At 35.5% G+C, this 21,739-nt stretch carries 27 protein-coding genes and 2 riboswitches; of the genes, 5 read left to right on the plus strand and 22 right to left on the minus strand.

What is annotated here, in order from left to right; translation table 11 throughout:
- Positions 1-18 precede the first annotated feature (18 nt).
- The 3 genes from ILT06_RS12690 (at position 19) to ILT06_RS12700 (ending at position 1,188) form a co-directional block, all read left to right on the plus strand.
- On the plus strand, positions 19-438 hold the full coding sequence (locus tag ILT06_RS12690; RefSeq protein ID WP_064473904.1) for a disulfide formation protein C: 420 nt from the start codon (positions 19-21) through the stop codon (positions 436-438).
- Positions 439-450: 12 nt separating this feature from the next.
- Positions 451-900, plus strand: coding sequence for a thioredoxin family protein (locus tag ILT06_RS12695; RefSeq protein ID WP_222655151.1), 450 nt, complete (start codon positions 451-453; stop codon positions 898-900).
- 72 nt (positions 901-972) lie between these two features.
- Positions 973-1,188: a DUF1540 domain-containing protein gene (locus tag ILT06_RS12700; RefSeq protein ID WP_064473906.1), complete on the plus strand. Its 216-nt coding sequence runs from the start codon at positions 973-975 to the stop codon at positions 1,186-1,188.
- 32 nt (positions 1,189-1,220) lie between these two features.
- Here ILT06_RS12700 and ILT06_RS12705 read toward each other — a convergent pair whose 3' ends face one another.
- The 3 genes from ILT06_RS12705 to ILT06_RS12715 all read right to left on the minus strand — a co-directional run bounded on the left by ILT06_RS12705 (position 1,221) and on the right by ILT06_RS12715 (position 3,272).
- Entirely contained in the window at positions 1,221-1,472 is a 252-nt protein-coding gene (locus ILT06_RS12705; protein ID WP_000834190.1) for a hypothetical protein, read from the minus strand.
- Between the two features lie 103 nt (positions 1,473-1,575).
- Complete coding sequence (locus ILT06_RS12710) at positions 1,576-2,337, minus strand: L,D-transpeptidase (RefSeq protein WP_064473907.1); 762 nt, start codon at positions 2,335-2,337, stop codon at positions 1,576-1,578.
- 68 nt (positions 2,338-2,405) lie between these two features.
- On the minus strand, positions 2,406-3,272 hold the full coding sequence (locus ILT06_RS12715; RefSeq protein ID WP_064473908.1) for an SDR family oxidoreductase: 867 nt from the start codon (positions 3,270-3,272) through the stop codon (positions 2,406-2,408).
- Between the two features lie 201 nt (positions 3,273-3,473).
- On the opposite strand from ILT06_RS12715, the gene ILT06_RS12720 reads away from it, so the two are divergent.
- Entirely contained in the window at positions 3,474-4,775 is a 1,302-nt protein-coding gene (locus tag ILT06_RS12720; RefSeq protein ID WP_000482733.1) for an NCS2 family permease, read from the plus strand.
- 62 nt (positions 4,776-4,837) lie between these two features.
- Here the strand turns inward: ILT06_RS12720 and ILT06_RS12725 are convergent, their stop codons facing one another.
- From ILT06_RS12725 to ILT06_RS12755, 7 genes are all read right to left on the minus strand, one after another.
- On the minus strand, positions 4,838-5,110 hold the full coding sequence (locus tag ILT06_RS12725) for a hypothetical protein (RefSeq protein WP_064473909.1): 273 nt from the start codon (positions 5,108-5,110) through the stop codon (positions 4,838-4,840).
- Between the two features lie 150 nt (positions 5,111-5,260).
- Positions 5,261-5,911 (minus strand): ABC transporter ATP-binding protein, encoded by a 651-nt coding sequence (locus ILT06_RS12730; RefSeq protein ID WP_088047973.1) that lies wholly within the window; start codon positions 5,909-5,911, stop codon positions 5,261-5,263.
- Entirely contained in the window at positions 5,912-7,144 is a 1,233-nt protein-coding gene (locus tag ILT06_RS12735; protein ID WP_064473911.1) for an ABC transporter permease, read from the minus strand.
- Positions 7,145-7,153: 9 nt separating this feature from the next.
- The gene (locus tag ILT06_RS12740) at positions 7,154-8,227 is read right to left on the minus strand and encodes an ABC transporter permease (protein WP_064473912.1); all 1,074 of its coding nucleotides are present in this window, start codon (positions 8,225-8,227) and stop codon (positions 7,154-7,156) included.
- Positions 8,228-8,314: 87 nt separating this feature from the next.
- Positions 8,315-8,710: a hypothetical protein gene (locus ILT06_RS12745; RefSeq protein ID WP_064473913.1), complete on the minus strand. Its 396-nt coding sequence runs from the start codon at positions 8,708-8,710 to the stop codon at positions 8,315-8,317.
- 182 nt (positions 8,711-8,892) lie between these two features.
- A complete protein-coding gene (locus tag ILT06_RS12750) occupies positions 8,893-9,747 on the minus strand; it encodes a patatin-like phospholipase family protein (protein ID WP_000892705.1) in 855 nt (284 codons plus the stop codon).
- A gap of 128 nt (positions 9,748-9,875) precedes the next feature.
- Entirely contained in the window at positions 9,876-10,325 is a 450-nt protein-coding gene (locus tag ILT06_RS12755) for a MarR family transcriptional regulator (protein ID WP_370458114.1), read from the minus strand.
- Positions 10,326-10,477: 152 nt separating this feature from the next.
- On the opposite strand from ILT06_RS12755, the gene ILT06_RS12760 reads away from it, so the two are divergent.
- Positions 10,478-11,659, plus strand: a complete 1,182-nt coding sequence (locus ILT06_RS12760) for an MFS transporter (RefSeq protein ID WP_088047977.1) — start codon at positions 10,478-10,480, stop codon at positions 11,657-11,659.
- A 22-nt stretch (positions 11,660-11,681) separates the two neighbouring features.
- Here the strand turns inward: ILT06_RS12760 and kdpDN are convergent, their stop codons facing one another.
- The 12 genes from kdpDN to thiS form a co-directional block, all read right to left on the minus strand.
- Complete coding sequence (kdpDN, locus tag ILT06_RS12765) at positions 11,682-12,836, minus strand: KdpD-like non-kinase potassium sensor (protein ID WP_222655152.1); 1,155 nt, start codon at positions 12,834-12,836, stop codon at positions 11,682-11,684.
- Between the two features lie 56 nt (positions 12,837-12,892).
- Positions 12,893-13,474, minus strand: coding sequence for a K(+)-transporting ATPase subunit C (kdpC, locus tag ILT06_RS12770; RefSeq protein WP_088047978.1), 582 nt, complete (start codon positions 13,472-13,474; stop codon positions 12,893-12,895).
- Positions 13,475-13,490: 16 nt separating this feature from the next.
- Complete coding sequence (gene kdpB / locus ILT06_RS12775; protein ID WP_154132034.1) at positions 13,491-15,581, minus strand: potassium-transporting ATPase subunit KdpB; 2,091 nt, start codon at positions 15,579-15,581, stop codon at positions 13,491-13,493.
- Between the two features lie 13 nt (positions 15,582-15,594).
- On the minus strand, positions 15,595-17,262 hold the full coding sequence (gene kdpA, locus ILT06_RS12780; RefSeq protein ID WP_064473919.1) for a potassium-transporting ATPase subunit KdpA: 1,668 nt from the start codon (positions 17,260-17,262) through the stop codon (positions 15,595-15,597).
- Between the two features lie 19 nt (positions 17,263-17,281).
- Positions 17,282-17,362 carry a K(+)-transporting ATPase subunit F gene (gene kdpF / locus ILT06_RS12785; protein WP_000214976.1) on the minus strand — a complete coding sequence of 27 codons (81 nt, stop codon included), beginning with the start codon at positions 17,360-17,362 and terminating at the stop codon, positions 17,282-17,284.
- The gene (locus ILT06_RS12790; protein WP_000887889.1) at positions 17,359-17,463 is read right to left on the minus strand and encodes a SipW-dependent-type signal peptide-containing protein; all 105 of its coding nucleotides are present in this window, start codon (positions 17,461-17,463) and stop codon (positions 17,359-17,361) included. Before ILT06_RS12790 ends, kdpF begins: the two co-directional genes overlap by 4 nt.
- A 95-nt stretch (positions 17,464-17,558) precedes the next feature.
- Positions 17,559-17,704, minus strand: a riboswitch (cyclic di-AMP (ydaO/yuaA leader).
- 260 nt (positions 17,705-17,964) lie between these two features.
- The gene (locus ILT06_RS12795) at positions 17,965-18,195 is read right to left on the minus strand and encodes a hypothetical protein (protein ID WP_000866315.1); all 231 of its coding nucleotides are present in this window, start codon (positions 18,193-18,195) and stop codon (positions 17,965-17,967) included.
- A gap of 15 nt (positions 18,196-18,210) precedes the next feature.
- Positions 18,211-18,597 (minus strand): hypothetical protein, encoded by a 387-nt coding sequence (locus tag ILT06_RS12800; RefSeq protein ID WP_142289398.1) that lies wholly within the window; start codon positions 18,595-18,597, stop codon positions 18,211-18,213.
- Between the two features lie 93 nt (positions 18,598-18,690).
- Positions 18,691-18,838, minus strand: a riboswitch (cyclic di-AMP (ydaO/yuaA leader).
- 83 nt (positions 18,839-18,921) lie between these two features.
- A complete protein-coding gene (gene thiD / locus ILT06_RS12805) occupies positions 18,922-19,743 on the minus strand; it encodes a bifunctional hydroxymethylpyrimidine kinase/phosphomethylpyrimidine kinase (RefSeq protein ID WP_098111380.1) in 822 nt (273 codons plus the stop codon).
- A 6-nt stretch (positions 19,744-19,749) separates the two neighbouring features.
- Complete coding sequence (gene thiF, locus ILT06_RS12810; RefSeq protein ID WP_064473923.1) at positions 19,750-20,769, minus strand: thiazole biosynthesis adenylyltransferase ThiF; 1,020 nt, start codon at positions 20,767-20,769, stop codon at positions 19,750-19,752.
- Positions 20,762-21,532 (minus strand): thiazole synthase, encoded by a 771-nt coding sequence (gene thiG / locus ILT06_RS12815; protein ID WP_000931995.1) that lies wholly within the window; start codon positions 21,530-21,532, stop codon positions 20,762-20,764. The genes thiF and thiG overlap by 8 nt, the downstream gene beginning before the upstream one ends.
- A gap of 2 nt (positions 21,533-21,534) precedes the next feature.
- The gene (gene thiS, locus ILT06_RS12820) at positions 21,535-21,738 is read right to left on the minus strand and encodes a sulfur carrier protein ThiS (protein ID WP_001049510.1); all 204 of its coding nucleotides are present in this window, start codon (positions 21,736-21,738) and stop codon (positions 21,535-21,537) included.
- Between the last annotated feature and the right edge of the window lies 1 nt (position 21,739).

Here is a 21,739-nt window from a genome sequence, read left to right on the forward strand (position 1 = left end):
ATAAGAGAGGTATAAAATATGAGACGAGAAAAAAAGCAAGAATATGCTTTACTTACCGCGTGGGGAGCTTCTTTTATCGCTACACTAGGAAGTCTTTATTTTTCCGAAATCATGAAATTTGAACCTTGTGTACTTTGTTGGTATCAACGTATTATTATGTATCCATTCGTTTTATGGCTTGGTATAGCTGTAGCAAAGAAAGATTATCGCATCGCAAGTTATTCTTTACCAATTGCAAGTATTGGTGCTTGTATTTCTTTATATCACTATGCAATTCAAAAAGTCGCAGCATTTTCAGCTGCTGGAGCAGCTTGCGGACGTGTACCCTGCACCGGAGAATTCATAAACTGGTTTGGTTTTATTACAATCCCGTTTTTAGCACTTATCGGCTTTATTACAATCGCTGTTTGTAGTTTTATTGTAATAAAAAACAAATAAGGAGATGAAAAAATGAAAAAAATGCTTATATTTGGTATTATTATCGCCTTGTTTGCAGCAATTTTTGCTGTTACACAAATGGAAGAAAAAAACGCTACTAGCCAGAAAATTGATAATGCTACTGATAGTAAGACAAATGGCCCTGACTACTACACAAACAAAATCTCTCTTTCAGATCTTCAAAAGAATTTAAAAGAGAAAAAAGAAGAAACAGTATACTTTTATCAAACATCTTGTGTTCATTGTCAAAAGCTATCTCCTGTCGTAGTACCAATGGCTAAAGACTTGAACGTTGATATGAAAGTTATGGATATTGAAAAACTAGATGTTCCTTGGGATGAATATAAAATTAAAGGAACTCCAACAATCATTCACTTTAAAGATGGCAAAGAAGTAAGCCGTATTAGTGGTGAACAACCGGAAGACAAATTAAAAGAATGGCTTGAGCAAACGAAAAAATAACGAGAAAAGGAAACTCCTTCTACACATGAAATGGGCGTAAAATCCCAAACTAATGTATAAGGAGGGGGTTTTATGCCAGAAGTAAAATGCTCTGTTTCCAATTGCTCATTTTGGGGACAAGGTAACTTTTGTCAAGCAAATGCAATCGTTGTTCAACCAGATGCACAAGAATCTGGATCAAATGCAAATGGTTCATATACAGGCGCGGTTTTAACAAACGAGACGCTAGAAAGTTCTGTAACAACAAGTGTAGAAACTTGTTGTCATACATTTAAGCCAAAATATTAAACAAAAAAGCATACGATTACTCGTATGCTTTTTTACATTCCTCTCCAAAAATCATGCATGATAAAAAAGTACAAAATAACGAGAACAACTGTCCCACATAAGGTAATGCGCCGATATATACTCTTCTCTCCTTCTCTTGCTTTCACAAATGCCCAAATAAATCCGAAGAACAATATTAAATCAACATATGGAACATAAAAAGAAAAAACGAGAAACGCATACAAATACACGATAAATAAACAGGTCGTTACTAAGAAGATTTTAAAAGCAAATTCACTTTTCATAATGTAACCGCCCCCTATCTGTACTGTATTATATTCAGCAAAATACAATAGTTGCAGTTAAACTCGAAGTAGAAATAAGCTACCGTCTATAATACGGTAGCCATTACGGAATATTATATTTCCGTTTATATATATTACTTAAGGTCGAAGTAGGAATTTGCTCATAACGAATTTTTTCTCCAGTTTCATCCACTATATACAAATTGTTTCCTATATAATATATTCCTTCTTTTCGTTTTGAATACACTGCATATCTTTCGTTTGGCAATACCGTTTTCACTTTTGTTAACTGCCCATTTGGTTCTTGCCAATATATTTCGGCACGGTCTACTAACGTAAGCATGCCAATTTGCTCTTCTTCTACTTTACGACCGTTCCAGCTCACAACGCGGTAACCAAGCTTATTCGCTTCATATTCAGGGCTCGTATGAAAACGAGAAATGATTACTTTCGTCTGTAATTGCACCCGATCATATAACCATTTTATATCCCGGTCATGCATGCGAATACAACCATTCGACTCTCTGCTTCCAATCGTCCATTCTCGATTTGTCCCGTGAATCGCATATTCATTCTTGTCTAGCCCAAGCCACCTCGTACCAAGAGGGTTATTCGGCGCACCCCCAGCTATTTTTTTTCGATGGTATTCTTTATTTTTATATTTAGTTATAATACAAAAATTACCTTCAGGCGTTGGGGTACTATCCCTTCCCGTCGTTATTGGAAATGTTTTCGTATAATTTCCCTCTTCAAAAAAAGATAGCTGATTCGTCGTAAGGTTCACTAAAATTAAATGATCTGTATTAGCAAAAGCGCTAGCTGGTAGGCAGAAAAATAGGATTACGATAAACAATACTTTCTTCATCTAAATCCTCCCTAGCACTAGTATCATAATAAATGCGATTAGCTTTACTTTGCTCTTATAAATGAAAACTATCCATTGACGATAACGCCTCCGTTTACATGTATCATTTGCCCTGTCACATATGTGGAATCACCAGACGCTAAATATACGTATGCTGGTGCTAATTCATATGGTTGACCAGGTCTTTGCATCGGGACATTACTCCCAAACTGAGAGACTTTCTTCTCATCAAAGCTCGATGGAATAAGTGGCGTCCAAATTGGTCCCGGCGCAACACCATTTACACGAATTCCTTTTTGCACTAACGATTGAGACAGTGATCTTGTAAAAGCTACGATTGCTCCTTTCGTTGCCGAATAATCAATTAAAGTTTCATTTCCTTCATACGCAACGATAGACGCCGTATTTATAATGACATCTCCTTGTTTTAAATGAGAAAGTGCTGCTTTCGTAACGTGAAAATAAGAAAAAATATTAATACGAAAAGTCTTTTCTAGCTGTTCTGCTGTAATATACTCTAATCCTTGCTGCGGATATTGCTGCGCGACATTATTTACTAAAACATGTAAACTACCTAGCTGCCGAACGGTCTCTTCTACAATATCTTTACAATGTTGTTCATTACTTAAATCACCCGGCAACAATACACACTTTACCCCTTCTTGTTCTACACGTTGCTTCGTCTCATTTGCATCTCCATCTTCATCTAAATAAGCAATCGCGATATTTGCTCCCTCTTTTGCAAAAGCGATGGAAACAGCTCTTCCAATCCCACTGTCTCCTCCTGTAATTAATATATTTTTTCCTTTTAACTTTTCACTTCCTTTATAATTTGGATCTTCAAACTGCGGAAGTGGATTCATTAATGATTCAATACCAGGCTGTTTATTTTGATGTTGCGCAGGCATTGTTACAAAGTTTTTTTGCTGTGGCATAGCTTCTTTCAACTCCTTTTCCTTATAATGCGCACAATAAAAACTGAAATTCGCAAATCGGTTTACGATTAATATTCGAATTTAGGACATAAAATATGAATTGTTATAAACTTTTTATGCAAAACTATTGCAAAATAGTTAAAAAACGAATATTATATATAACTGTTGTGAAAATTATTCGTAAACAGAAAGGATGTTTATATGTTTAACCTTTCAAAACATAAAACTTCTATTAAAACTGAAATTATGGCAGGTATTATTACCTTCTTAACAATGGCATATATCATTGTCGTAAACCCTGTCATCCTTGGGGATGCAGGAGTTCCATTTGAACAAGCATTTACAGCAACAATTATCGCTGCTGTTGTCGGAACATTATTTATGGCGATCTTTACAAACTTACCAATCGCAATTGCACCAGGTATGGGATTAAATGCTTACTTCTCTTATTCTGTTGTAAAAGCTCATGAAGGCATGACTTTCGCAATTGCATTCTCTGCTGTATTCGTAGCAGGTATGATCTTAATTTTGTTATCATTCACTTCTTTCCGTACAAAATTAATGGAAGCAATTCCTGAAAACTTAAAACATGCAATTACTGCGGGTATCGGCCTTTTCATTGCCTTTATCGGTTTACGTTTAACAGGTATAGTTACAAAAAATGAAGCAAACTTAGTTGGACTTGGTGATCTTCACTCTGCTCCAGTACTACTAGCATTAGCTGGACTTGGAATTACAATTGTCCTTATGTCTTTAAATGTAAATGGTGCACTATTTATTGGAATGCTATTAACTGGTATTATTGCTTACTTCACAGGACAATTAACATTCTCAAACGGCGTTACATCAATGCCTGGATTACCAGAAGGAATCATCGTTTCCAATCCAATTACTGCAGTATCTGATGTAATTAACTACGGATTATACGGCGTTGTATTTTCATTCTTCCTTGTTACATTATTCGATACAACAGGTACATTACTTGGCGTTGCTCAACAAGGTGGATTTATGAAAGATGGAAAGCTTCCAAAAGCTGGACGAGCTCTTCTATCTGACTCATTCTCAGCAACAATCGGTTCTATGTTCGGAACAACACCATCAACAGCGTACATTGAATCATCTGCTGGTGTTGCAGCTGGTGGTCGTACTGGTTTAACAACTGTTACAGTAGCTGTTTTATTCGCACTAGCAGCATTCTTCGGACCATTAGTAAGTGCCGTTTCTGGTGTATCAGCTATTACTGCACCATCATTAATTATCGTTGGTAGTCTTATGATGGGATCAGTTCGCCACATCGATTGGGACGCATTTGATGAAGCATTCCCAGCATTCTTAGTAATCTTAAGCATGCCACTTACATCAAGTATCGCAACAGGTATCGCACTTGGATTTATTTCATACCCACTTATGAAAGTGGCAAAAGGTAAATTCCGTTCTGTTCACCCACTTGTATACGTATTTGGAATTTTGTTTGCTTATCAATTGGTATTCTTACCACATTAAAATCCCTCATAAAGAGGGATTTTTTTTATACATAAAAAAGTAGCGCATCGAAATTCGATGCGCTACTTTCCTTTTGCAACAATCAAACGAGCTACTTTCAATGCAAGAAGTAAAAGACCGTTCACTATCGCTGTAATTCCTAAAGAGACCGCTATCATCAGCGCTCCCATTCCGTTATTCAATACAAACATAACAGAAGAAATGAAAGCAAAAATAAACAATATTAACGTTGGTATATATTTAATAATAGGCTTCTTATATGATTTTTTTGAAAGAAGAAACGTCATTACTAATGTCATAATGATCACAAAATATACTATAAATAAGAAAATCATACGAAAGCCTCCACTATTCCTAAACTATGAAAAAGATAAAAGGAGTTAAAAATTATGAATATTTTTCATTCACCTGTAATTCTTTACTATATTTTTGAATGAAAACAGATGAAATAACCATTATCACCTCTCCACATACTTTTATCCACATTACACCATATATCCATCAAGCAAACGTATCGTCCTCTGGCAGTATGCAGCTACCTTTTGATCATGTGTAACAACTAGCACCGTTTTCCCTTGTTTATGAATCTCTTTTAAGATGCTCATAATTTTCTTCCCGTTTTCTTGATCAAGAGCACCAGTTGGTTCATCAGCGAGTATAATTTTTGTGTCTTGTGCTAAAGCCCTTGCTATTGCTGTTCTTTGCTGTTCTCCACCTGATAACTCGTAAGGATATTTGTTAATATGCCTCTCAATCCCTACCATTTCCAGCATTTCTTTTGATATTTGTATACGTTTCTTATGAGAAATTTTTCTATATATAAGCGGGAGCATTACATTTTCAATAACTGTATAATCATCTAGTAGCGAAAAGTTCTGAAACACAAATCCAACTTCCTTATTTCTATACTTATGATAGTTTGACTTTAATGTACTCGTATCCATGCCATCTAAAAAATACTTTCCAGTAGAGGGGCTATCAATTAAACCAATAATGTTAAGCAAGGTGGATTTCCCTGAACCAGATGGTCCCATAATTGCTATCATTTCGCCTTTTTCTATTGTAAGATTAATATCTTTTAAAGCACTAAAATTACTCTTTCCGTATCCCTTAGCCACATTTGCGAGCTGAATCATCTATAGCACCTCTTTCATATATGTATTTTTTATTTTTAGTACATTGAAATAAATGATTGCATATATAATGAGGATCATTACAATTGATAGAGCACCTATAACAATCAATGATTCTATAGAGACTTTTAACGTTCCAAAGAAAGATACTATACTATTTTCTAGCCCTTTCTGAATTTCAATTACTCCGCTATTCTCCCATTGGAAATACATAATTCCTATACATACAGATAAAGTGAATAACAACATATACTCAATAACAAACGGAAGACATAGTTGAAAAGTACTTGCTCCTAATGCTGATTTAATAGAAATATTTTTACGTTCCATATAAAGCGTGGCCATTGATGTTAATAAAATAGATATAAATGAAAAAGATAAGACTGTACCGCTTAATAATAAGGGATATGACATATTATCAATGCCTTGCTTTTCATTTTCTAATAATTTATCCGGATTTGTAACATAATACGAATACCCCTTACCTTCTGTTACCTTTAATACTTTCTTTTGAAATTCATTCATATTTATCTTCTCATTTGTTTCTATAATTAACCCATTATATAAAAGGTCTACACTATAGAACTCTATTTCTTCTGTTCCAATTGGTAAAATCACCATGTCATCTAATAATGTAATACGATTATCCGATATTTCACCGCTTCGAGGATATGTAAATGCTGAATTTCTTTCTAAAAAGCCAATTACTTTTAGTTTCATTTTTCCAGATGGTATGATATCACCAATAGATACCTTTCCTTTATAATTAGCCCCTAATATAACAGGTCTACTATCAAATACTGATTTATGAAATTCCGATTCCTCAAAATATCTTCCTTGTGAAATTCGTATATGAAAGTATTTATTAATATCTTTATCAACAATAAGAGTCTTTATCGTTCCATTTTCATTTTTTAAACTAAGTGAATAGTTACGGAACAGATAATTAGTTTTATTTGTTATTGGTATCGTATTAGATAACCCTTGAATGAAATGTTGATAATCACTTTTCGCTTTTTCTTCGCTAAACAATGTTATATCTTGCGTCGCATAAAGTTCATAGAAATTTTTATGAGTCGATAAATTATTTGCTACCGTCATCATTTTTCGATATCCCGAAAGATTACTAACAAACTCTATTGCTGAAGAAAATGCAATAATTAAAGAAATTACTATAATCAAACTTGGTAACAACCGTTTTTTCACAGACCGTATAGAATCAAATATAAAAAACATGACGACCTCCTACGTTCTTAAATGTTTTCCGGGATATATATTTATAACGTGCTTGATTGGAATTACAGTAACAAAAAATGTAAGAAAAATTATAAAAACAACATTACATATCATTACATATAGTGTTAACGGTTTTACTAAGTATGTCTGAAAATACGTATGAATTGTTCCCGAAAATATTTCTAGCGTAATAAAAACTAAGAACATCGCTGCTAGAGAAATAAACAAAATTTGAATATATAGTTCGCAGTAAATAGATATATTAGAAGCACCTACTGCCTTTTTTAATGAAATCTCTCGTTCTTTTTTATAAATCCAAAATAAAACCGCAGAAATGCCAGAAACAATTGCAACAAGAATGAATTTATAATAATACTTATTTGCTGGATCTATATGTGTCACATGTAGTTCCTGAAGATCTCGTTCATTCAGTATTTGAACATCTCCCGAAAGCACTTCTTTACTCCTATCCATAAACTTTTTTATTTCGTTATGAATAGATGATGTAGGATTAACAACTGTTAATTGTAATTGTTTACTCGCGATAATACCTTTTTTAGATATAGTAGGTAAGTTTTGAAGTGGAACGTATATGCCTGCTACACCGACGTCACTGTCTTTTCTCGATATAGTTCCTATTTTTTTATATGTATCATCAAATTCATATAATTCCTCTACATTCGTTTGATCACCAACAACCATATGATTTACATTTTCACGATGAAAATATTGTCCTTCAGAAATATATGGCTTCCAATAATAATCATCTTTTAAATTCACAGCTATGATCTTTGTTGCCCCTGAACTATTTAATGCTTTTAAATACTCTACGTAAATATCACTTTTCACAAAAGTATCTTGTATGAAAGGAATTATTTCTTCCAATTCAGTTGCATTCGCTATCGGAACAGTTAAAATTTGATTGTTTTCTGGGAAACCGATTTGAAAAGCAGATATAAAATTCCGTTTAGATTCTGTTAAAAGCGCAGCTACTGATATAGAAAGAAAAGAAATAAAAAATGCCATAAGAAGAATTACGGAAAATAGTTTGTTGTTTTTTATATTTTTAAAAGCTAGGTACATGTCTGTGCTCCTTTTAAATAAGAAGGAGATGATGAACATCCCCTTCTCCTTATGCAAATATTTATTAAGACAACTGTTCAATGCTTTTTACCACTGTAATCGTAAGTTACCATTACTATCAAAAGTACCTTTGTGTGTATCTTCTTGATAGTCATTATTCTCATTAGCATAATGCTCAGAGTATAGTCCTTTTGCACCAAAGGCGTTATATGCACCATTACTCACAGTTGCGTTTAATGCTCTTCCAGATTCATGGGATCCTAATTTGTCCGAAGCGCTTTCAATATATGAATTATTTCCATTTGATTTAATAAAAGAAATTGCTACTGAACAACGAGATGCATTTTGATTCGTAGTAGTTTGAGCTCTGTAAGATAGTAGGTTACCGCTTTTGTGACCGCTTAGAGTTGGATAGAATGCACTTGTTGAGATTGATGTTGCTAATATTACTAAAGTCGTAATTGAAAAAACTTTTCCTTTCATTAACAATCACCTCATAAATTTAATAGTTTAGTAGCGTTACATCATCATAATATCCTTCAAATAAATTCTCCTCAATAAGAAACCCGATGTTTTACAAACTCTTTAAACACTTAAACATTAATACATCTTTTTAAAAGCAATATAAAAAGGCTGCGGAGAAACTCTTCTCCACAGCCTAATACTTATTTTTGTAAAAACGACTGTAAATTTGCAAACTGTCTCTTTGCATCTTCATAGCCTTGCTCATATAGGTTTTGTAGTTTTGCCGTATCTTTTTCCATACGATCTACTTGAAGCTGTACTTCTGGACGAATAACAAATAAGTTCCCAGCTTGCTCTTCTTTTTCAATGTAGTGAAGTGTTTCATTATATACTTCATAACGATTCAACATCGTATTAACAAGTTTCGGATATTTTTTATAAGCTTTCGCTGCCACCCATCCAAACTTTGACTTTTTCTTAGCATAACCTTGATTTCTCGTTAAAATAACGACTGATTTTTTAAATCCATCTTCTTGCGCTTTACGAACTGGAATCGGATCCGAAATCCCGCCATCTAATAACTGCTTACCACGGTAATTTACTACAGGTGCAATGAAAGGTAATGAACTAGATGCTTGTAATAAATTTAGTGCATCATCATTCGTTCCCTCTTTTTCAAAATAAACAGACTGTCCTGTTTCACAATCTGTTGTGCCTACAAGGAAACGCTCTGGACTATTAAAATATGTTTCAAAGTCAAACGGGACATGTTTTTCTGGAATTTCATGAAAAATGAACTCCATATCAAACAATTGGCGTTTTCTCCATAAATTTTTATACGATAAATATTGTGGGTGTGATGCATAATCAATATTTACTGTTTTATTTCTATTTCTTTGTCTGGAAAGATACGACGCTGCATGACAAGCACCGGCTGACACACCAATTACATATGGAAAATATAAATCTTGTTCCATAAAATATTCTAATATCCCGCCCGTATATACACCACGCATACCGCCGCCTTCTAATACTAATCCCGTATTTTCAAGCATGTTATTCTCTCCTCTTTATATATTGACTCTTTAATTATTCACTATGTTAAGTATCTTTCTCTATTATATATGAGTTTTTTTAGAAATTATATTCAAAAGGCTTGAAATAAAGGAGTTTTTTCTTCCAATTATATTTCCAGATGTTTGGAGACATCCTTTATAAACCTTTGAATAAAATTTTGCTCTTCTTCCGTATATCCATCTAACAGTAGCAGCCACTTTTCTTCAGCTTGTTTATGCAATTTATCATGAGCTTTATATATTTCATTTCCGCTTTCCGTTAAGCGAAAGAAAATTTCTTTTTGATTATCTAACATTTGCATCTTCTCAACGAATTGCTTTTGAAACAACTTTGTACAAATTTTAGAGATTGCACCCTTTGTCATTCCCATTTCTGTCGTAATAGCAGTTACATTCATCAGAGCATTTTTTCCGATACACTCGATCACATGTAATTCAGATAAAGACATACCACTTATACCTGTCTCACGAAGAAACTTCTCATTTTGCCCTTTCAAATGTTCTTCTTTTTTATGCAAAAGTGTACGAATGTCCGAAATTATTTCCATTTGTTTCATTGTACGTTCCAATCCGTTCGCCCCCTAAGTTTCCAAAGAAACAATTTAACTATATACCATTTTAAAATCATTTTTTCATATTTACAAGTGAGAAAAACATGTTAAAATAAATTTAGTTTCCAAGGAAACTAAATTACAAGGAGGTTAACATAATGAAAAAATCCAAACTACATTTCATTTTATACGTTGTCTGTATGAGTGCCTTACTCGGTTCCTTCGCTCAAAATATTTACACGCCTATCTTGCCTATGATTCAAGCTTCTTTTCACACTTCTCTTTATCTAATAAATGTAACAGTTTCACTATTCACATTCGTTCTTGCAATTATGCAGCTCATATATGGACCTTTAATTGATACAAAAGGGAGAAAATCTGTCCTTATCCCTAGTTTAATCATTAGTACAATTGGTTCAATCGGATGTGCTTTTTCGGCGAACATTTATTTATTTCTATTTTTTAGGGCTGTTCAAGCTATAGGAATAGCAGCTATCCCTGTAGTTGCAGCAACGATTATCGGTGATTTATTTGAAGGAAAAGAACGCGGAGAAGCGATGAGCCTGTATCAAATGTTACTTGCTCTCGCACCTGCAATTGGCCCTCTTATAGGTGGTTATCTCGGCAGTATAAATGGCCATTTATACGTATTTTTATTTTTATCTACACTTGGCATTCTCTTATTAATTATAAACATTTCACTACTTCCAGAAACAAAACCAACTGTAATTAAGCAACCGCAAGCAAAAAAGAGTTACTGGTTTATCTTAAAAAATAAAACTGGATTTTCTATTACTCTTATTGGCTTCATTCAATTTTGTATTTACTTTTGCTTCCTCGTTTTTTTACCAAGCATTTTAACAAATTCATTTCACTTAACTGCAAGTAAAATTGGTCTTATATTTGTACCGATGTCCCTTTCTATTATGTTAGGAAGTTATTGCTACAAGCTTTTGCAAAAATGCCTCACAACAAAGCAAGCTTTATTCATCACTAGTTTCTTCAATATTATATGTGTCACTTTATTCTCTTTCACATATAGCATCAATATCTCATTCATCATTATCGTTACATCTTTATACGGTTTTAGTATGGGACTTTCTATGCCAACTCACACTACTTTATTAACGGAAGAATTCGTACAAGAACGCGCAACAGCCATCGGTATGTATAACTTCATACGCTATCTCGGTATGGGCACAGGGCCACTTGTAGGTGGCTTTCTTGTATTTAATCAAAATTACTTTTGGATTTTCTTCCTAGGTGCAATTACATTTCTATTTATCATTTTATGCGCAATGAAAATGCTACGTTTTCAGGCTGTACAAAAAGCAAAATAGAGACCTATAGATGGTCTCTATTCTAAACTCTTTGATCTGCAACGATATGAATATCAATATACTTCGTTTCTCTCATAATTTCATTTACAATTGAACCTTTTCGAATTTCTTCCCACCTTGTTCTTGCTGATTGTCCGAGTAAAATTTGCGTTACTTGTAGTCTTTTCGCGACTTCAATAATAACATCCGCTGGCTTTCTTCCTTTTGCTTCTTCTAAAACAAAACTCGCATCAAATTGATTCGTTAGCAACTTCCACTCTTCAATCGTTTGCTTTTTCCCTGCTGAAAGGGACTCTATATTTTCCCTTTCAACATTTAATACATACAATTCAGCGTTTAAGCGATCCGCCATACGCCAACCTCTCCGTATTAATTTCTCTGCTGTTGAACTGTATTGTACACAAACGAGAATTTTTTCTTTTACACCAATCGGTTCTATAACGGTTTGGCTAATTTTCTCGTCCATATCATCTGCTACTTCCCGAAGGGATAATTCTCTGAGTGCCCCTAAATTATTAAGCGTAAAGAAGTTTTGTAAGCTTTGTTGAATTTTTTCTTCCTTATATATCTTTCCATCGATTAATCTCTTCCGGAGTACCTCAGGTGTTGCATCAACAAGTTGAATTTCATTTGCTTTTTGCAAAATAAAATCTGGAATACGCTCTCTTACTTTTACATTTGTAATTTGAGCTACAATGTCATGAACACTTTCTAAATGTTGAATATTAAATGCTGATAATACAGATATACCGGCATCTAACAATTCCTGCACATCCATGTAACGTTTCTTATTTTTCGATCCGGGAATATTACTATGCGCAAGTTCATCCACAACAACAATTTGTGGTGCCCGCTTTATGATTCTTTCCACATCAAGCTCATAAAATCCCTTTCCTTTATAATCTATTTCTTTTAAAGGGACTTTTTCTAAATCAGCAATCGCTTCTTCTGTCTCTTCCCTCCCATGTGTTTCAATTAAACCAATTACAATATCAATACCATCCTTTTTCATCTCTCTAGCATCAAGTAGCATTTTATAACTTTTCCCTACTCCTGGAGCCGCCCCTACATATAGCTTTAACTTCCCGCGGTTTTGCTGACGAATATATTCTAAATACTCTTCTGGTGTTCGCCTTTGAAACGTTGGTTTATAGTCATCCGCATACAAAACACTCACAACCTTTCTTTCGAAACAACACTACCTCAATCCGTTAGATTGAGGTAGCACTGTTACTATTTCAGTAGTTTCTGTAATTCTAAATTTAACTTTAAAACATTTACGCGGCTCTCCCCAAATAAGCCAAGTGCCGCACCTTCCGTTTGATCTTTAATCAATTGATCTAACGTTTCTTTCGGAACTTTCGTTATTTTTGAGATACGCTCTACCTGTACAGAAGCTGCCTTCGGACTAATATCAGGATCAAGCCCTGAACCTGAATTTGTCACTAAATCGATCGGCACTTCTGTAACTGGAACAGTTGGGTTTTGTTTCTTCCACTCTTCAATACTTTTCTCTACTCGTTTCTCTAAATCTGGATTAGACGGTGCATAGTTATTTGAACCAGATGCTTCTGCCTTATATTCAATACTAGAAACACGCCCATGAAAATAACGTGGATCTGTAAAATTTTGGCCAATTAATTTAGAACCAATCACTTCATTTTTATCATTATATATTAAACTTCCATCCGCATTATCCTTCATTACTGCTTGTGCAATACCAGTAACAATAAGCGGATATACAAGCCCGCACAACACTAAAAATGTAAAAGTAATACGGATAATTGGTGATAGTATACTTTGTTTCTTCGCCATCTTTTTCCCCTCTTCCTTATATGAACAAGCCGACAATTATATCAATTACTTTAATTCCAATGAATGGTACAATCACTCCGCCAAGTCCATAAATAAGTAGGTTTCGGCCAAGTAGTGCATTCGAACTCATTGGTTTATATGCGATACCTTTCATCGCCAATGGAATGAGTAATGGAATAATAACTGCATTAAATAGTAATGCTGATAAAATCGCTGACAGTGGTGATGTTAGTTTCATAATGTTTAATGCCTCCATTTGCGGAATCGCAAGTGTAAACATCGCTGGAATGATTGCAAAATATTTTGCAATATCGTTCGCAATACTAAACGTCGTTAACGCACCACGCGTCATTAACAATTGCTTACCAATCCCTACAACCTCAATAATTTTTGTCGGGTTCGAATCTAAATCAATCATATTCGCTGCTTCTTTCGCAGCTGTCGTACCACTATTCATCGCTAATCCAACGTCAGCCTGCGCTAATGCCGGCGCATCATTTGTACCATCACCTGTCATCGCTACAAGTTTCCCTTTATCTTGCTCTGCTTTAATAACCGCAATTTTATCTTCTGGCTTACACTCAGCAACAAACTCATCTACCCCTGCTTCTTTTGCAATCGTTGCTGCTGTTAACGGGTTATCACCTGTACACATAACCGTTTTAATCCCCATTTGGCGCAATTGTTCAAAACGCTCACGCATACCTGGCTTTACTGTATCCTTTAAATAAATTAAACCGTAAATACGATTATCCACTGCAACTACAAGTGGTGTCCCGCCCTCTTTGGAAATGGAATCTGCTTTTTGATTTACATCTTTCGGAATCGTTCCACCTTGTGACCTAACCCATTCAATTACGCTACCTACAGCACCTTTTCTCACTTTCGTTCCGTCCTGTAAATCCACACCACTCATTCTCGTTTCTGCTTTGAACGGGATAAACTCACCTTGCTCTGCAATTTCTCGATTATATGATATAGCTTTCGTTTTTACATATTCTATAACTGATCGACCTTCTGGTGTTTCATCTAAGACTGAACTAATCGCGGCCCATTTCCCTACTTGCTCAATCGTCTCATTTCCTACAGGAAGCAATGTATGTGCCATTCGGTTCCCGAAAGTAATCGTACCTGTTTTATCTAAAATGATTGTATTAATATCACCCGCAGCTTCTACTGCTTTACCCGACATCGCTAACACATTGAACTTTGTCACGCGGTCCATCCCAGCAATACCAATTGCTGATAATAAACCACCAATTGTCGTTGGAATTAAACAAACTAACAACGCTACAAGTACAGCTGTATCAATTTGAAATCCTAAATAGTTTGTAAAAATCGGCAACGTCACAACAACGATTAAGAAAATAAGCGTTAAACTCGTTAATACTGTATTTAAAGCAATTTCATTCGGCGTTTTTTGACGAGCAGCTCCTTCTACTAACGAAATCATTTTATCAATAAATGATTCACCAGGATTACTCGTAATGACAATTGTAATCTCATCACTTACGACCATCGTTCCGCCTGTTACGGAACAAAAATCACCGCCCGCTTCTTTTATTACAGGAGCTGATTCCCCTGTAATCGCAGATTCATCAACAGACGCTAATCCTTTAATTACTTCCCCATCACTTGGAATCATTTCTCCTTGTTTTACAATAACAACGTCATCTTTTCTCAGATCAGTTGCCGAAACTTGAACAATGTCTCCATTTTCTTTTACAACATTTGCAAACACATCTTTCTTCGACTGTTTTAAAGAATCAGCTTGCGCTTTCCCCCGCCCTTCCGCTAACGCTTCTGCAATGTTAGCAAATAAAACTGTAAACAAGAGAATGAGAGAAACTGTTATATTAAACCATCCTGGTACACTACTAGAATGACTTGGAAGAAAAGATAAAATGAACGTAATGATAAATCCAATTTCTACAACGAACATAATCGGATTCTTTATCATGACTTTCGGGTTCAATTTCGCAAAGGATTGTTTCATCGCATGTGTCACGATATCACGATCCATCGTTTTTGCTTGTCTAACTTCATCTTCTACAGCATGTATTTGTGACTCATTTACTCTCTTTTCTTTTACTACTACCGGTCTCATCATTTACCCTCCATTACTTCAATGTAAGAAATTCTGCAATTGGGCCGAGTACTAACATCGGGAAGAATGTTAATGCACCGACAATTACAATTGTTCCGATGAAAATGCCGCCAAATAAACTATTATCTGTACGGAACGTTCCGACTGTTTCTGGTACTACCGTCTTTTCTTTCAATGAAGCTGCAACAGCTAGCATCGTAATTAAACTGAAATAGCGCCCTAAAAACATAACTAAGCCAGTTGTAATATTCCAAAACGGTGTATTATCCGCTAACCCTTCAAATCCAGATCCATTATTCGCAGCCGACGATGTGTATTCATATACCACTTGCGTTAAACCATGGAAACCAGAATGAGAAATGGCATCCGTTCCTAAACTTGTTGAAAGAGCTAATGCTGAAAACCCTAAAATAAGCAGTGGATGAAATAGTATCGTTACCGCAATTAATTTCATTTCCTTACCTTCAATTTTCTTACCTAAAAACTCTGGTGTCCGTCCAACCATCAATCCAGATATAAAGACTGCGATAATCGCATACATAATAATGTTCACAAAGCCTGCTCCAACGCCGCCATACACTGTATTTAACATCATATTTACGAGTGGTACTAACCCGCCAATTGGTGTTAACGTATCATGCATCGTATTAACGGCTCCTGTTTCAGCAGCTGTCGTCACTGTTGCGTATAGGGAAGAAAATACCGTTCCAAATCGTACTTCTTTTCCTTCTGTACTTCCTTGTACATGCTCGATACCCATTCCGTTTAACGCTGGATTTCCATTTAGTTCAGATGTCGTAATCGTTATAAACCCTAGTAGAAACACCATGAATAGTGATACGAAGAGAATACGACCTTGTTTTTTATTTCCTACCATTCGTCCGTACGTAAATGGAAGTGCTGTTGGCAATAACATCATAAGCATCATTTGCAAAATATTACTCATTTGTCCTGGGTTTTCAAAAGGATGCGTAGAGTTTGCTCCGAAAAATCCACCGCCGTTATTTCCAAGTTCCTTAATGGAAACGAATGATGCAACTGGCCCACGTAATATACTTTGTTTCGCGCCATCAATCGTTTGTGCTGTAACGGCCCCGTCTAACGTTTGTGGTACACCAAGTGCGACAAAGACTAGCGCCGCAATAAATGCGATAGGAAGAAAAACCCTCGTTAGTGCTCTCGTAAAATCAACGAAAAAGTTACCAAGTTCTTTTCCAGCGAGCCCTCTTATAAATGCCATAACGAGTGCTAATGTCGTTGCCGGTGCTGCAAACATTAAAAATGTAATTCCGATTAATTGTGATAAATAAGATAAACCATTTTCACCGCTATAATGCTGTAAGTTTGTATCAGCCATAAAACTAATTGCTGTATTAAAAGCGAGCGTAGGCTCCATTCCTTCAATGTGTGCTGGATTTAATGGCAATACCCCTTGTAGTCTGAAAATGAAATATACGACAACAATCATAAATCCATTTAATAAAACTAATGATAGTGCGTACTGTTTCCACGTTTGATTGTATTCTTTTACACCCGTAATTTTAAAAATAAGTTTTTCAAAAGGCCCGAATACTTTATCTAACTTTTTACTACCTTGAAATGCTTTCTCTAAATAAATTCCCGTTGGCTTTGCCACAAGAATAAACAACAGCATTGTAATAACAACTGCGACCCAAATCATAATGAATGATTCCCCCTAATTAAAACTTTTCTGGATTTAATAATGCATACACTAAGTACACCGTAATTGCTGCAACAATAACCGATAAGGCAACCGTCATGATTGCTTCCCTTCTTTCACAACTTTATCTGACCAACTTGCAAGACTTGCCATCGATGCGACTAACACAACAAAAATCCCGATCATTACAACATCTAACATAGCTATCCCTCTCTTTTTGTAAAAATTTACCATTAAATGATCAAAAAAAGAACACTAAGCTCTACTTAGTGTTCGAAATGAACAACACAAAGTAAACCTCCTCTCTAAACGCTTACGAGGTTAGCTGTCGGATTCGGGCCTAAAGAGTAGCCCTACTTTCAAAACTGAAAGATTCACCCCAAGTGACGATGCACAAAATTGGTTCCCCCGCTCCATTTCTGGAACTCAGCGATTTTAGGTTTTTTTGGAAATTTTATGAATGATTTATGAGAGTAAATATACTCCTCTATATTTAACTTGTAAAGAGCTAAATTACTGAAAATAAGAAAATATCCATCTATTTAAACGCTTACATTGGGTGTTATTAATATTCTTTCATCTATTTACTCGTCTTTTCTTTCATTTTCACAGAAATGATCTTTTCAATACGAAATAAAAAGAGCGAATGACATAAAGTGCATAGCTTGTTGCACTTAGCATTCGCTCTTTTTATTTCACTATTTATTCTCCTCGTAAAAAAGCACGTAAATTTCTCCCGCGAATATAAACTTGTGACAATTCTGCATGTAGCTGCTCATATTCGATAACATCTGTTTTTAAATATAAAGCGTCTTTCGATGGCAATATGATATAGGGCCTTGGAAAAATAGGATCAAGCACCACCAATTCTTGAACCCGCTCTACTGATACCGCCCAACGATTCGCTATATCTCCTAGTAACAAAACCTTCATCTTTTTTCCCCCGCCCTATTCAAAAAATAAAAAAGAAATATTATCACAATTCGTAAACACAACAAATGTAGCTCCCATTGTTTCATAGAGCCTCGTTGGATATCGTTTATTCCTTGTAACAACAGTAATAGGTGCTTGAAAAGAAAAGCGAATGTGTTCTGTGAAGAAGCTAACGATTGGAAGCTCATCCCCTAGTAAAATCACCTTCTTAATACACTCACAAATACTAGTAAAATCTTGTGCCTTACTACAGCTATAAGTCCAATCAAACCCACAATTCCTAACTTCAGCAGCTATCTCTTCACTTGCTGTAAAAATAATTAACTCATGTTGAAATGCTACTAAATCTCTTAAACTATTTACCTTACTTTCTTCTCCAACACAAATAAGTGTTAGCTCCATGTACCTCATCCTCCTTAGCATAAAAGAAATCAAACATAGATTGATATTCCCCTATACTAATCAGATCGATGAAGTGATGTATCCATCATGGCACCGTCCTCTCTCAAGACGCTTACGAAGTTAGCTGTCGGATTCGGACTTTGAGAGTAGCCCTACTTTCAAAATTGAAAGATTCACCCCTAGTGACACTGCACAAATTGGTTCCTCCGCTCCTTATATTTGGACTCAGCGTTTACAAAAAAATGTATTCTGGCTGATATATTACTCCTGTATTTGGAAAAAGTAAACAAAAAAAGCCAGCTATACAACTGACTTTTTACTTACCTATGCTTGCGTTTTATTCAAATTATATGCAAAATGATTCGTCGGCCCATGACCACTTCCAATATTCAATGGCTCTTCAATTGCTATACTAATAAATCGTTTTGCTTCTTGAACTGCCTCTTCAATCGAGTATCCTTTCGCAAGTCCTGCAGTAACCGCTGAAGCAAATGTGCACCCACTTCCATGCGTTTGCTTTGAAGGAATTCGTTCACTTCTAAATTCAATAAATTGTTCACCATCAAAGAGTAAATCAATTACCTCATTACCTTGATATTCTGCATGTCCACCCTTCATAAGCACGTATTTCGCACCTAATTCATGCAGTACTTTCGCAGCTTCCTTACTATCTTCAACATTATGAATCTCCATCCCAGTTAACACTTCTGCCTCAGGAACATTCGGTGTTACAACGGTTGCTACTGGTAACAAATATTCTTTTAATGCTTGTACTGCTTCTTGTTGTAATAATGATGCACCGCCCTTAGCAATCATAACAGGGTCTAGCACAATATTATTCCAGCCAAATTTATTAATATATTCTGCTACAATTTGAATAATTTCACTGCTAAATAACATACCTAATTTCACAGCATCTGGTGTTAAATCCGTACCAATTGAATTCAGCTGTTCCGTAATGCCTTCTAACGGAACTGGATATACCCCTTGAACGCCAAGCGTGTTTTGAGCAGTAATTGCCGTAATAGTCGTCATCCCGTACACACCAAGCTCTTGGAATGTTTTTAAATCTGCTTGAATGCCGGCACCGCCGCCGCTATCAGATCCTGCAATTGTTAAAGCTTTATTTACTTTCATCCCACTCATCCTTTTCTATCCAAAATAGCGATGATAAATCGTTTTTGCTTCGCTTATATCTTTCGTTCCATGTACAAGTACACGTCCATCTTTGAAAGCAACTAATCTCTTTTCTTCCACAGAAAATGATAATAAATATGGATTTACATTTAAATCATTCACACGATCATTCAGCAGCTCTTTGTATCGTTCAAAATCCATTTCTTCTTTATGAGGTGGTCTAATTTGAACTGTATTTCTCCCGCATAAAACTGCTGTTTTCGATGTATTTTCTTTATTTAAATACGGGTATATCGCATTCTCTCCACACGAAGGACAATTATGCTTACGAAGCTTTTGCACATTCATACATGAGTATTCATTCTTCCATACATCAAACGATACAAGTCCATCTCGAAGTGACTCGTAATCTTCCACTAACAGTTTAAGAGCTTCCGTTACTTGATGAGAAACGACGAGAGATACAGCAGGAGATATAATGCCCGCTGTATCGCATGTCGCTCCGCCAAGCGGAATCGATTGTAATAAACAAGATAAACATGGCGTTTTACTAGGAAGAATTGTGTAAGAAAGGCCGTAACTCCCTACACATGCTCCGTAAATCCATGGAATAGAATACTTTTGCGCTATATCATTTACAATAAAACGTGTTTCAAAATTATCAGTTGCATCAATCATTACATCAACCTTTGTAACGAGTTCTTCTAATTCCTCAGCAGTTACATCTTGAACGAGAGCTTTTACTCTTACTTCACTATTAATTTCTTCTAGACGCTTTTTTGCCGCTACAGCCTTCGGTAGGTTATTCTCTACATCGCTCTCTGCATACAATTGTTGCCTTTGTAAATTACTCCAATCGACATAATCTCGGTCAACAATCGTTACTATGCCAACACCTGCTCTTACAAACATCTCTGCATTTGCACTACCTAATGCACCTGCACCGATAATGAGTACATGCTTTTCTCTTATCTTTCGTTGCCCCTCTTCTCCAATTGGAGAAAATAATTCTTGGCGAGAATATCGATTATTCAACTACGCTCATTCCTTCTAAAGGACTACTTGCTGTTGCACAACGCTTACGTGCAATACGCCCCGCTTCAAATCCTAATCGTCCTGCTTCAATACTTAATTTCATTGCTTGTGCCATTTTTATTGGATCTTTTGCTCCCGATACAGCAGTATTTAATAACACACCATCCGCTCCTAATTCCATCGCAAATGCCGCATCAGCTGGGCTACCGATACCAGCGTCAACGATAACTGGTACTGTCGCTTGTTCAATAATGAAGCTTAAATTTAACGGATTTACAATACCAAGCCCTGAACCGATTGGTGATGCTCCTGGCATAATTGCATGCACACCTAGTTCTTGTAATTTACGTGCTAATACAACATCATCAGATGTATACGGAAGTACGATAAATCCTTCTTCTAGTAACATTTCAGATGCCTTTAACGTTTCTACTGGATCAGGTAATAACGTTCTATCATCACCAATAACTTCTACTTTGATCATATCGCAAAGCCCCGAAGCTTTTGCTAATTTTGCAATACGAACAGCTTCTTCAGCATTTTTTGCTCCAGCTGTATTCGGTAATAACGTATATTTTTTCACATCAAGTTTCTCTAATAAATTAGGCTGCTTTGCATCAAATATATCCATACGACGTACTGCGAACGTTAAAACCTCAGCCTCAGATACATCAATTGCCTTTTGCTGTACATCAAAATCAGGGAATTTCCCTGTTCCTAATAAAAGTCTAGAATGAAATGAAAATGGTCCAATGTTTAACATAATCAACCGCCTCCTACGAAAGTTACAATCTCAATTTGGTCTCCATCAAAAACAGATGTATCTGTATGATCATCTTTTTGTAAAATATCTTTATTACGCTCTACTACTACAATTCTGTTATCTAACTCTAAATGCGTAAGTAGCTCAGCCACTGTTTTCACACTCTCTGGCACTTCAAGTTGGTTACCATTAATTTTTAAATTCAAA

The sequence above is a fragment of the Bacillus sp. 17RED48 genome (assembly GCF_019837545.1).
Classification (GTDB): Bacteria; Bacillota; Bacilli; order Bacillales; family Bacillaceae_G; genus Bacillus_A; species Bacillus_A wiedmannii.

Excerpts from the sequence above, each read along its gene's own strand:
- ILT06_RS12690 (WP_064473904.1), top strand. The coding sequence starts at position 19 with ATGAGACGAGAAAAAAAGCAAGAATATGCTTTACTTACCGCGTGGGGA.
- ILT06_RS12695 (WP_222655151.1), top strand. The coding sequence starts at position 451 with ATGAAAAAAATGCTTATATTTGGTATTATTATCGCCTTGTTTGCAGCA.
- ILT06_RS12700 (WP_064473906.1), top strand. The coding sequence starts at position 973 with ATGCCAGAAGTAAAATGCTCTGTTTCCAATTGCTCATTTTGGGGACAA.
- ILT06_RS12705 (WP_000834190.1), bottom strand. The coding sequence starts at position 1,472 with ATGAAAAGTGAATTTGCTTTTAAAATCTTCTTAGTAACGACCTGTTTA.
- ILT06_RS12710 (WP_064473907.1), bottom strand. The coding sequence starts at position 2,337 with ATGAAGAAAGTATTGTTTATCGTAATCCTATTTTTCTGCCTACCAGCT.
- ILT06_RS12715 (WP_064473908.1), bottom strand. The coding sequence starts at position 3,272 with ATGCCACAGCAAAAAAACTTTGTAACAATGCCTGCGCAACATCAAAAT.
- ILT06_RS12720 (WP_000482733.1), top strand. The coding sequence starts at position 3,474 with ATGTTTAACCTTTCAAAACATAAAACTTCTATTAAAACTGAAATTATG.
- ILT06_RS12725 (WP_064473909.1), bottom strand. The coding sequence starts at position 5,110 with ATGATTTTCTTATTTATAGTATATTTTGTGATCATTATGACATTAGTA.
- ILT06_RS12730 (WP_088047973.1), bottom strand. The coding sequence starts at position 5,911 with ATGATTCAGCTCGCAAATGTGGCTAAGGGATACGGAAAGAGTAATTTT.
- ILT06_RS12735 (WP_064473911.1), bottom strand. The coding sequence starts at position 7,144 with ATGTTTTTTATATTTGATTCTATACGGTCTGTGAAAAAACGGTTGTTA.
- ILT06_RS12740 (WP_064473912.1), bottom strand. The coding sequence starts at position 8,227 with ATGTACCTAGCTTTTAAAAATATAAAAAACAACAAACTATTTTCCGTA.
- ILT06_RS12745 (WP_064473913.1), bottom strand. The coding sequence starts at position 8,710 with ATGAAAGGAAAAGTTTTTTCAATTACGACTTTAGTAATATTAGCAACA.
- ILT06_RS12750 (WP_000892705.1), bottom strand. The coding sequence starts at position 9,747 with ATGCTTGAAAATACGGGATTAGTATTAGAAGGCGGCGGTATGCGTGGT.
- ILT06_RS12755 (WP_370458114.1), bottom strand. The coding sequence starts at position 10,325 with ATGAAACAAATGGAAATAATTTCGGACATTCGTACACTTTTGCATAAA.
- ILT06_RS12760 (WP_088047977.1), top strand. The coding sequence starts at position 10,478 with ATGAAAAAATCCAAACTACATTTCATTTTATACGTTGTCTGTATGAGT.
- kdpC (WP_088047978.1), bottom strand. The coding sequence starts at position 13,474 with ATGGCGAAGAAACAAAGTATACTATCACCAATTATCCGTATTACTTTT.
- kdpB (WP_154132034.1), bottom strand. The coding sequence starts at position 15,581 with ATGAGACCGGTAGTAGTAAAAGAAAAGAGAGTAAATGAGTCACAAATA.
- kdpA (WP_064473919.1), bottom strand. The coding sequence starts at position 17,262 with ATGATTTGGGTCGCAGTTGTTATTACAATGCTGTTGTTTATTCTTGTG.
- kdpF (WP_000214976.1), bottom strand. The coding sequence starts at position 17,362 with ATGACGGTTGCCTTATCGGTTATTGTTGCAGCAATTACGGTGTACTTA.
- ILT06_RS12790 (WP_000887889.1), bottom strand. The coding sequence starts at position 17,463 with ATGTTAGATGTTGTAATGATCGGGATTTTTGTTGTGTTAGTCGCATCG.
- ILT06_RS12795 (WP_000866315.1), bottom strand. The coding sequence starts at position 18,195 with ATGAAGGTTTTGTTACTAGGAGATATAGCGAATCGTTGGGCGGTATCA.
- ILT06_RS12800 (WP_142289398.1), bottom strand. The coding sequence starts at position 18,597 with ATGGAGCTAACACTTATTTGTGTTGGAGAAGAAAGTAAGGTAAATAGT.
- thiD (WP_098111380.1), bottom strand. The coding sequence starts at position 19,743 with ATGAGTGGGATGAAAGTAAATAAAGCTTTAACAATTGCAGGATCTGAT.
- thiG (WP_000931995.1), bottom strand. The coding sequence starts at position 21,532 with ATGTTAAACATTGGACCATTTTCATTTCATTCTAGACTTTTATTAGGA.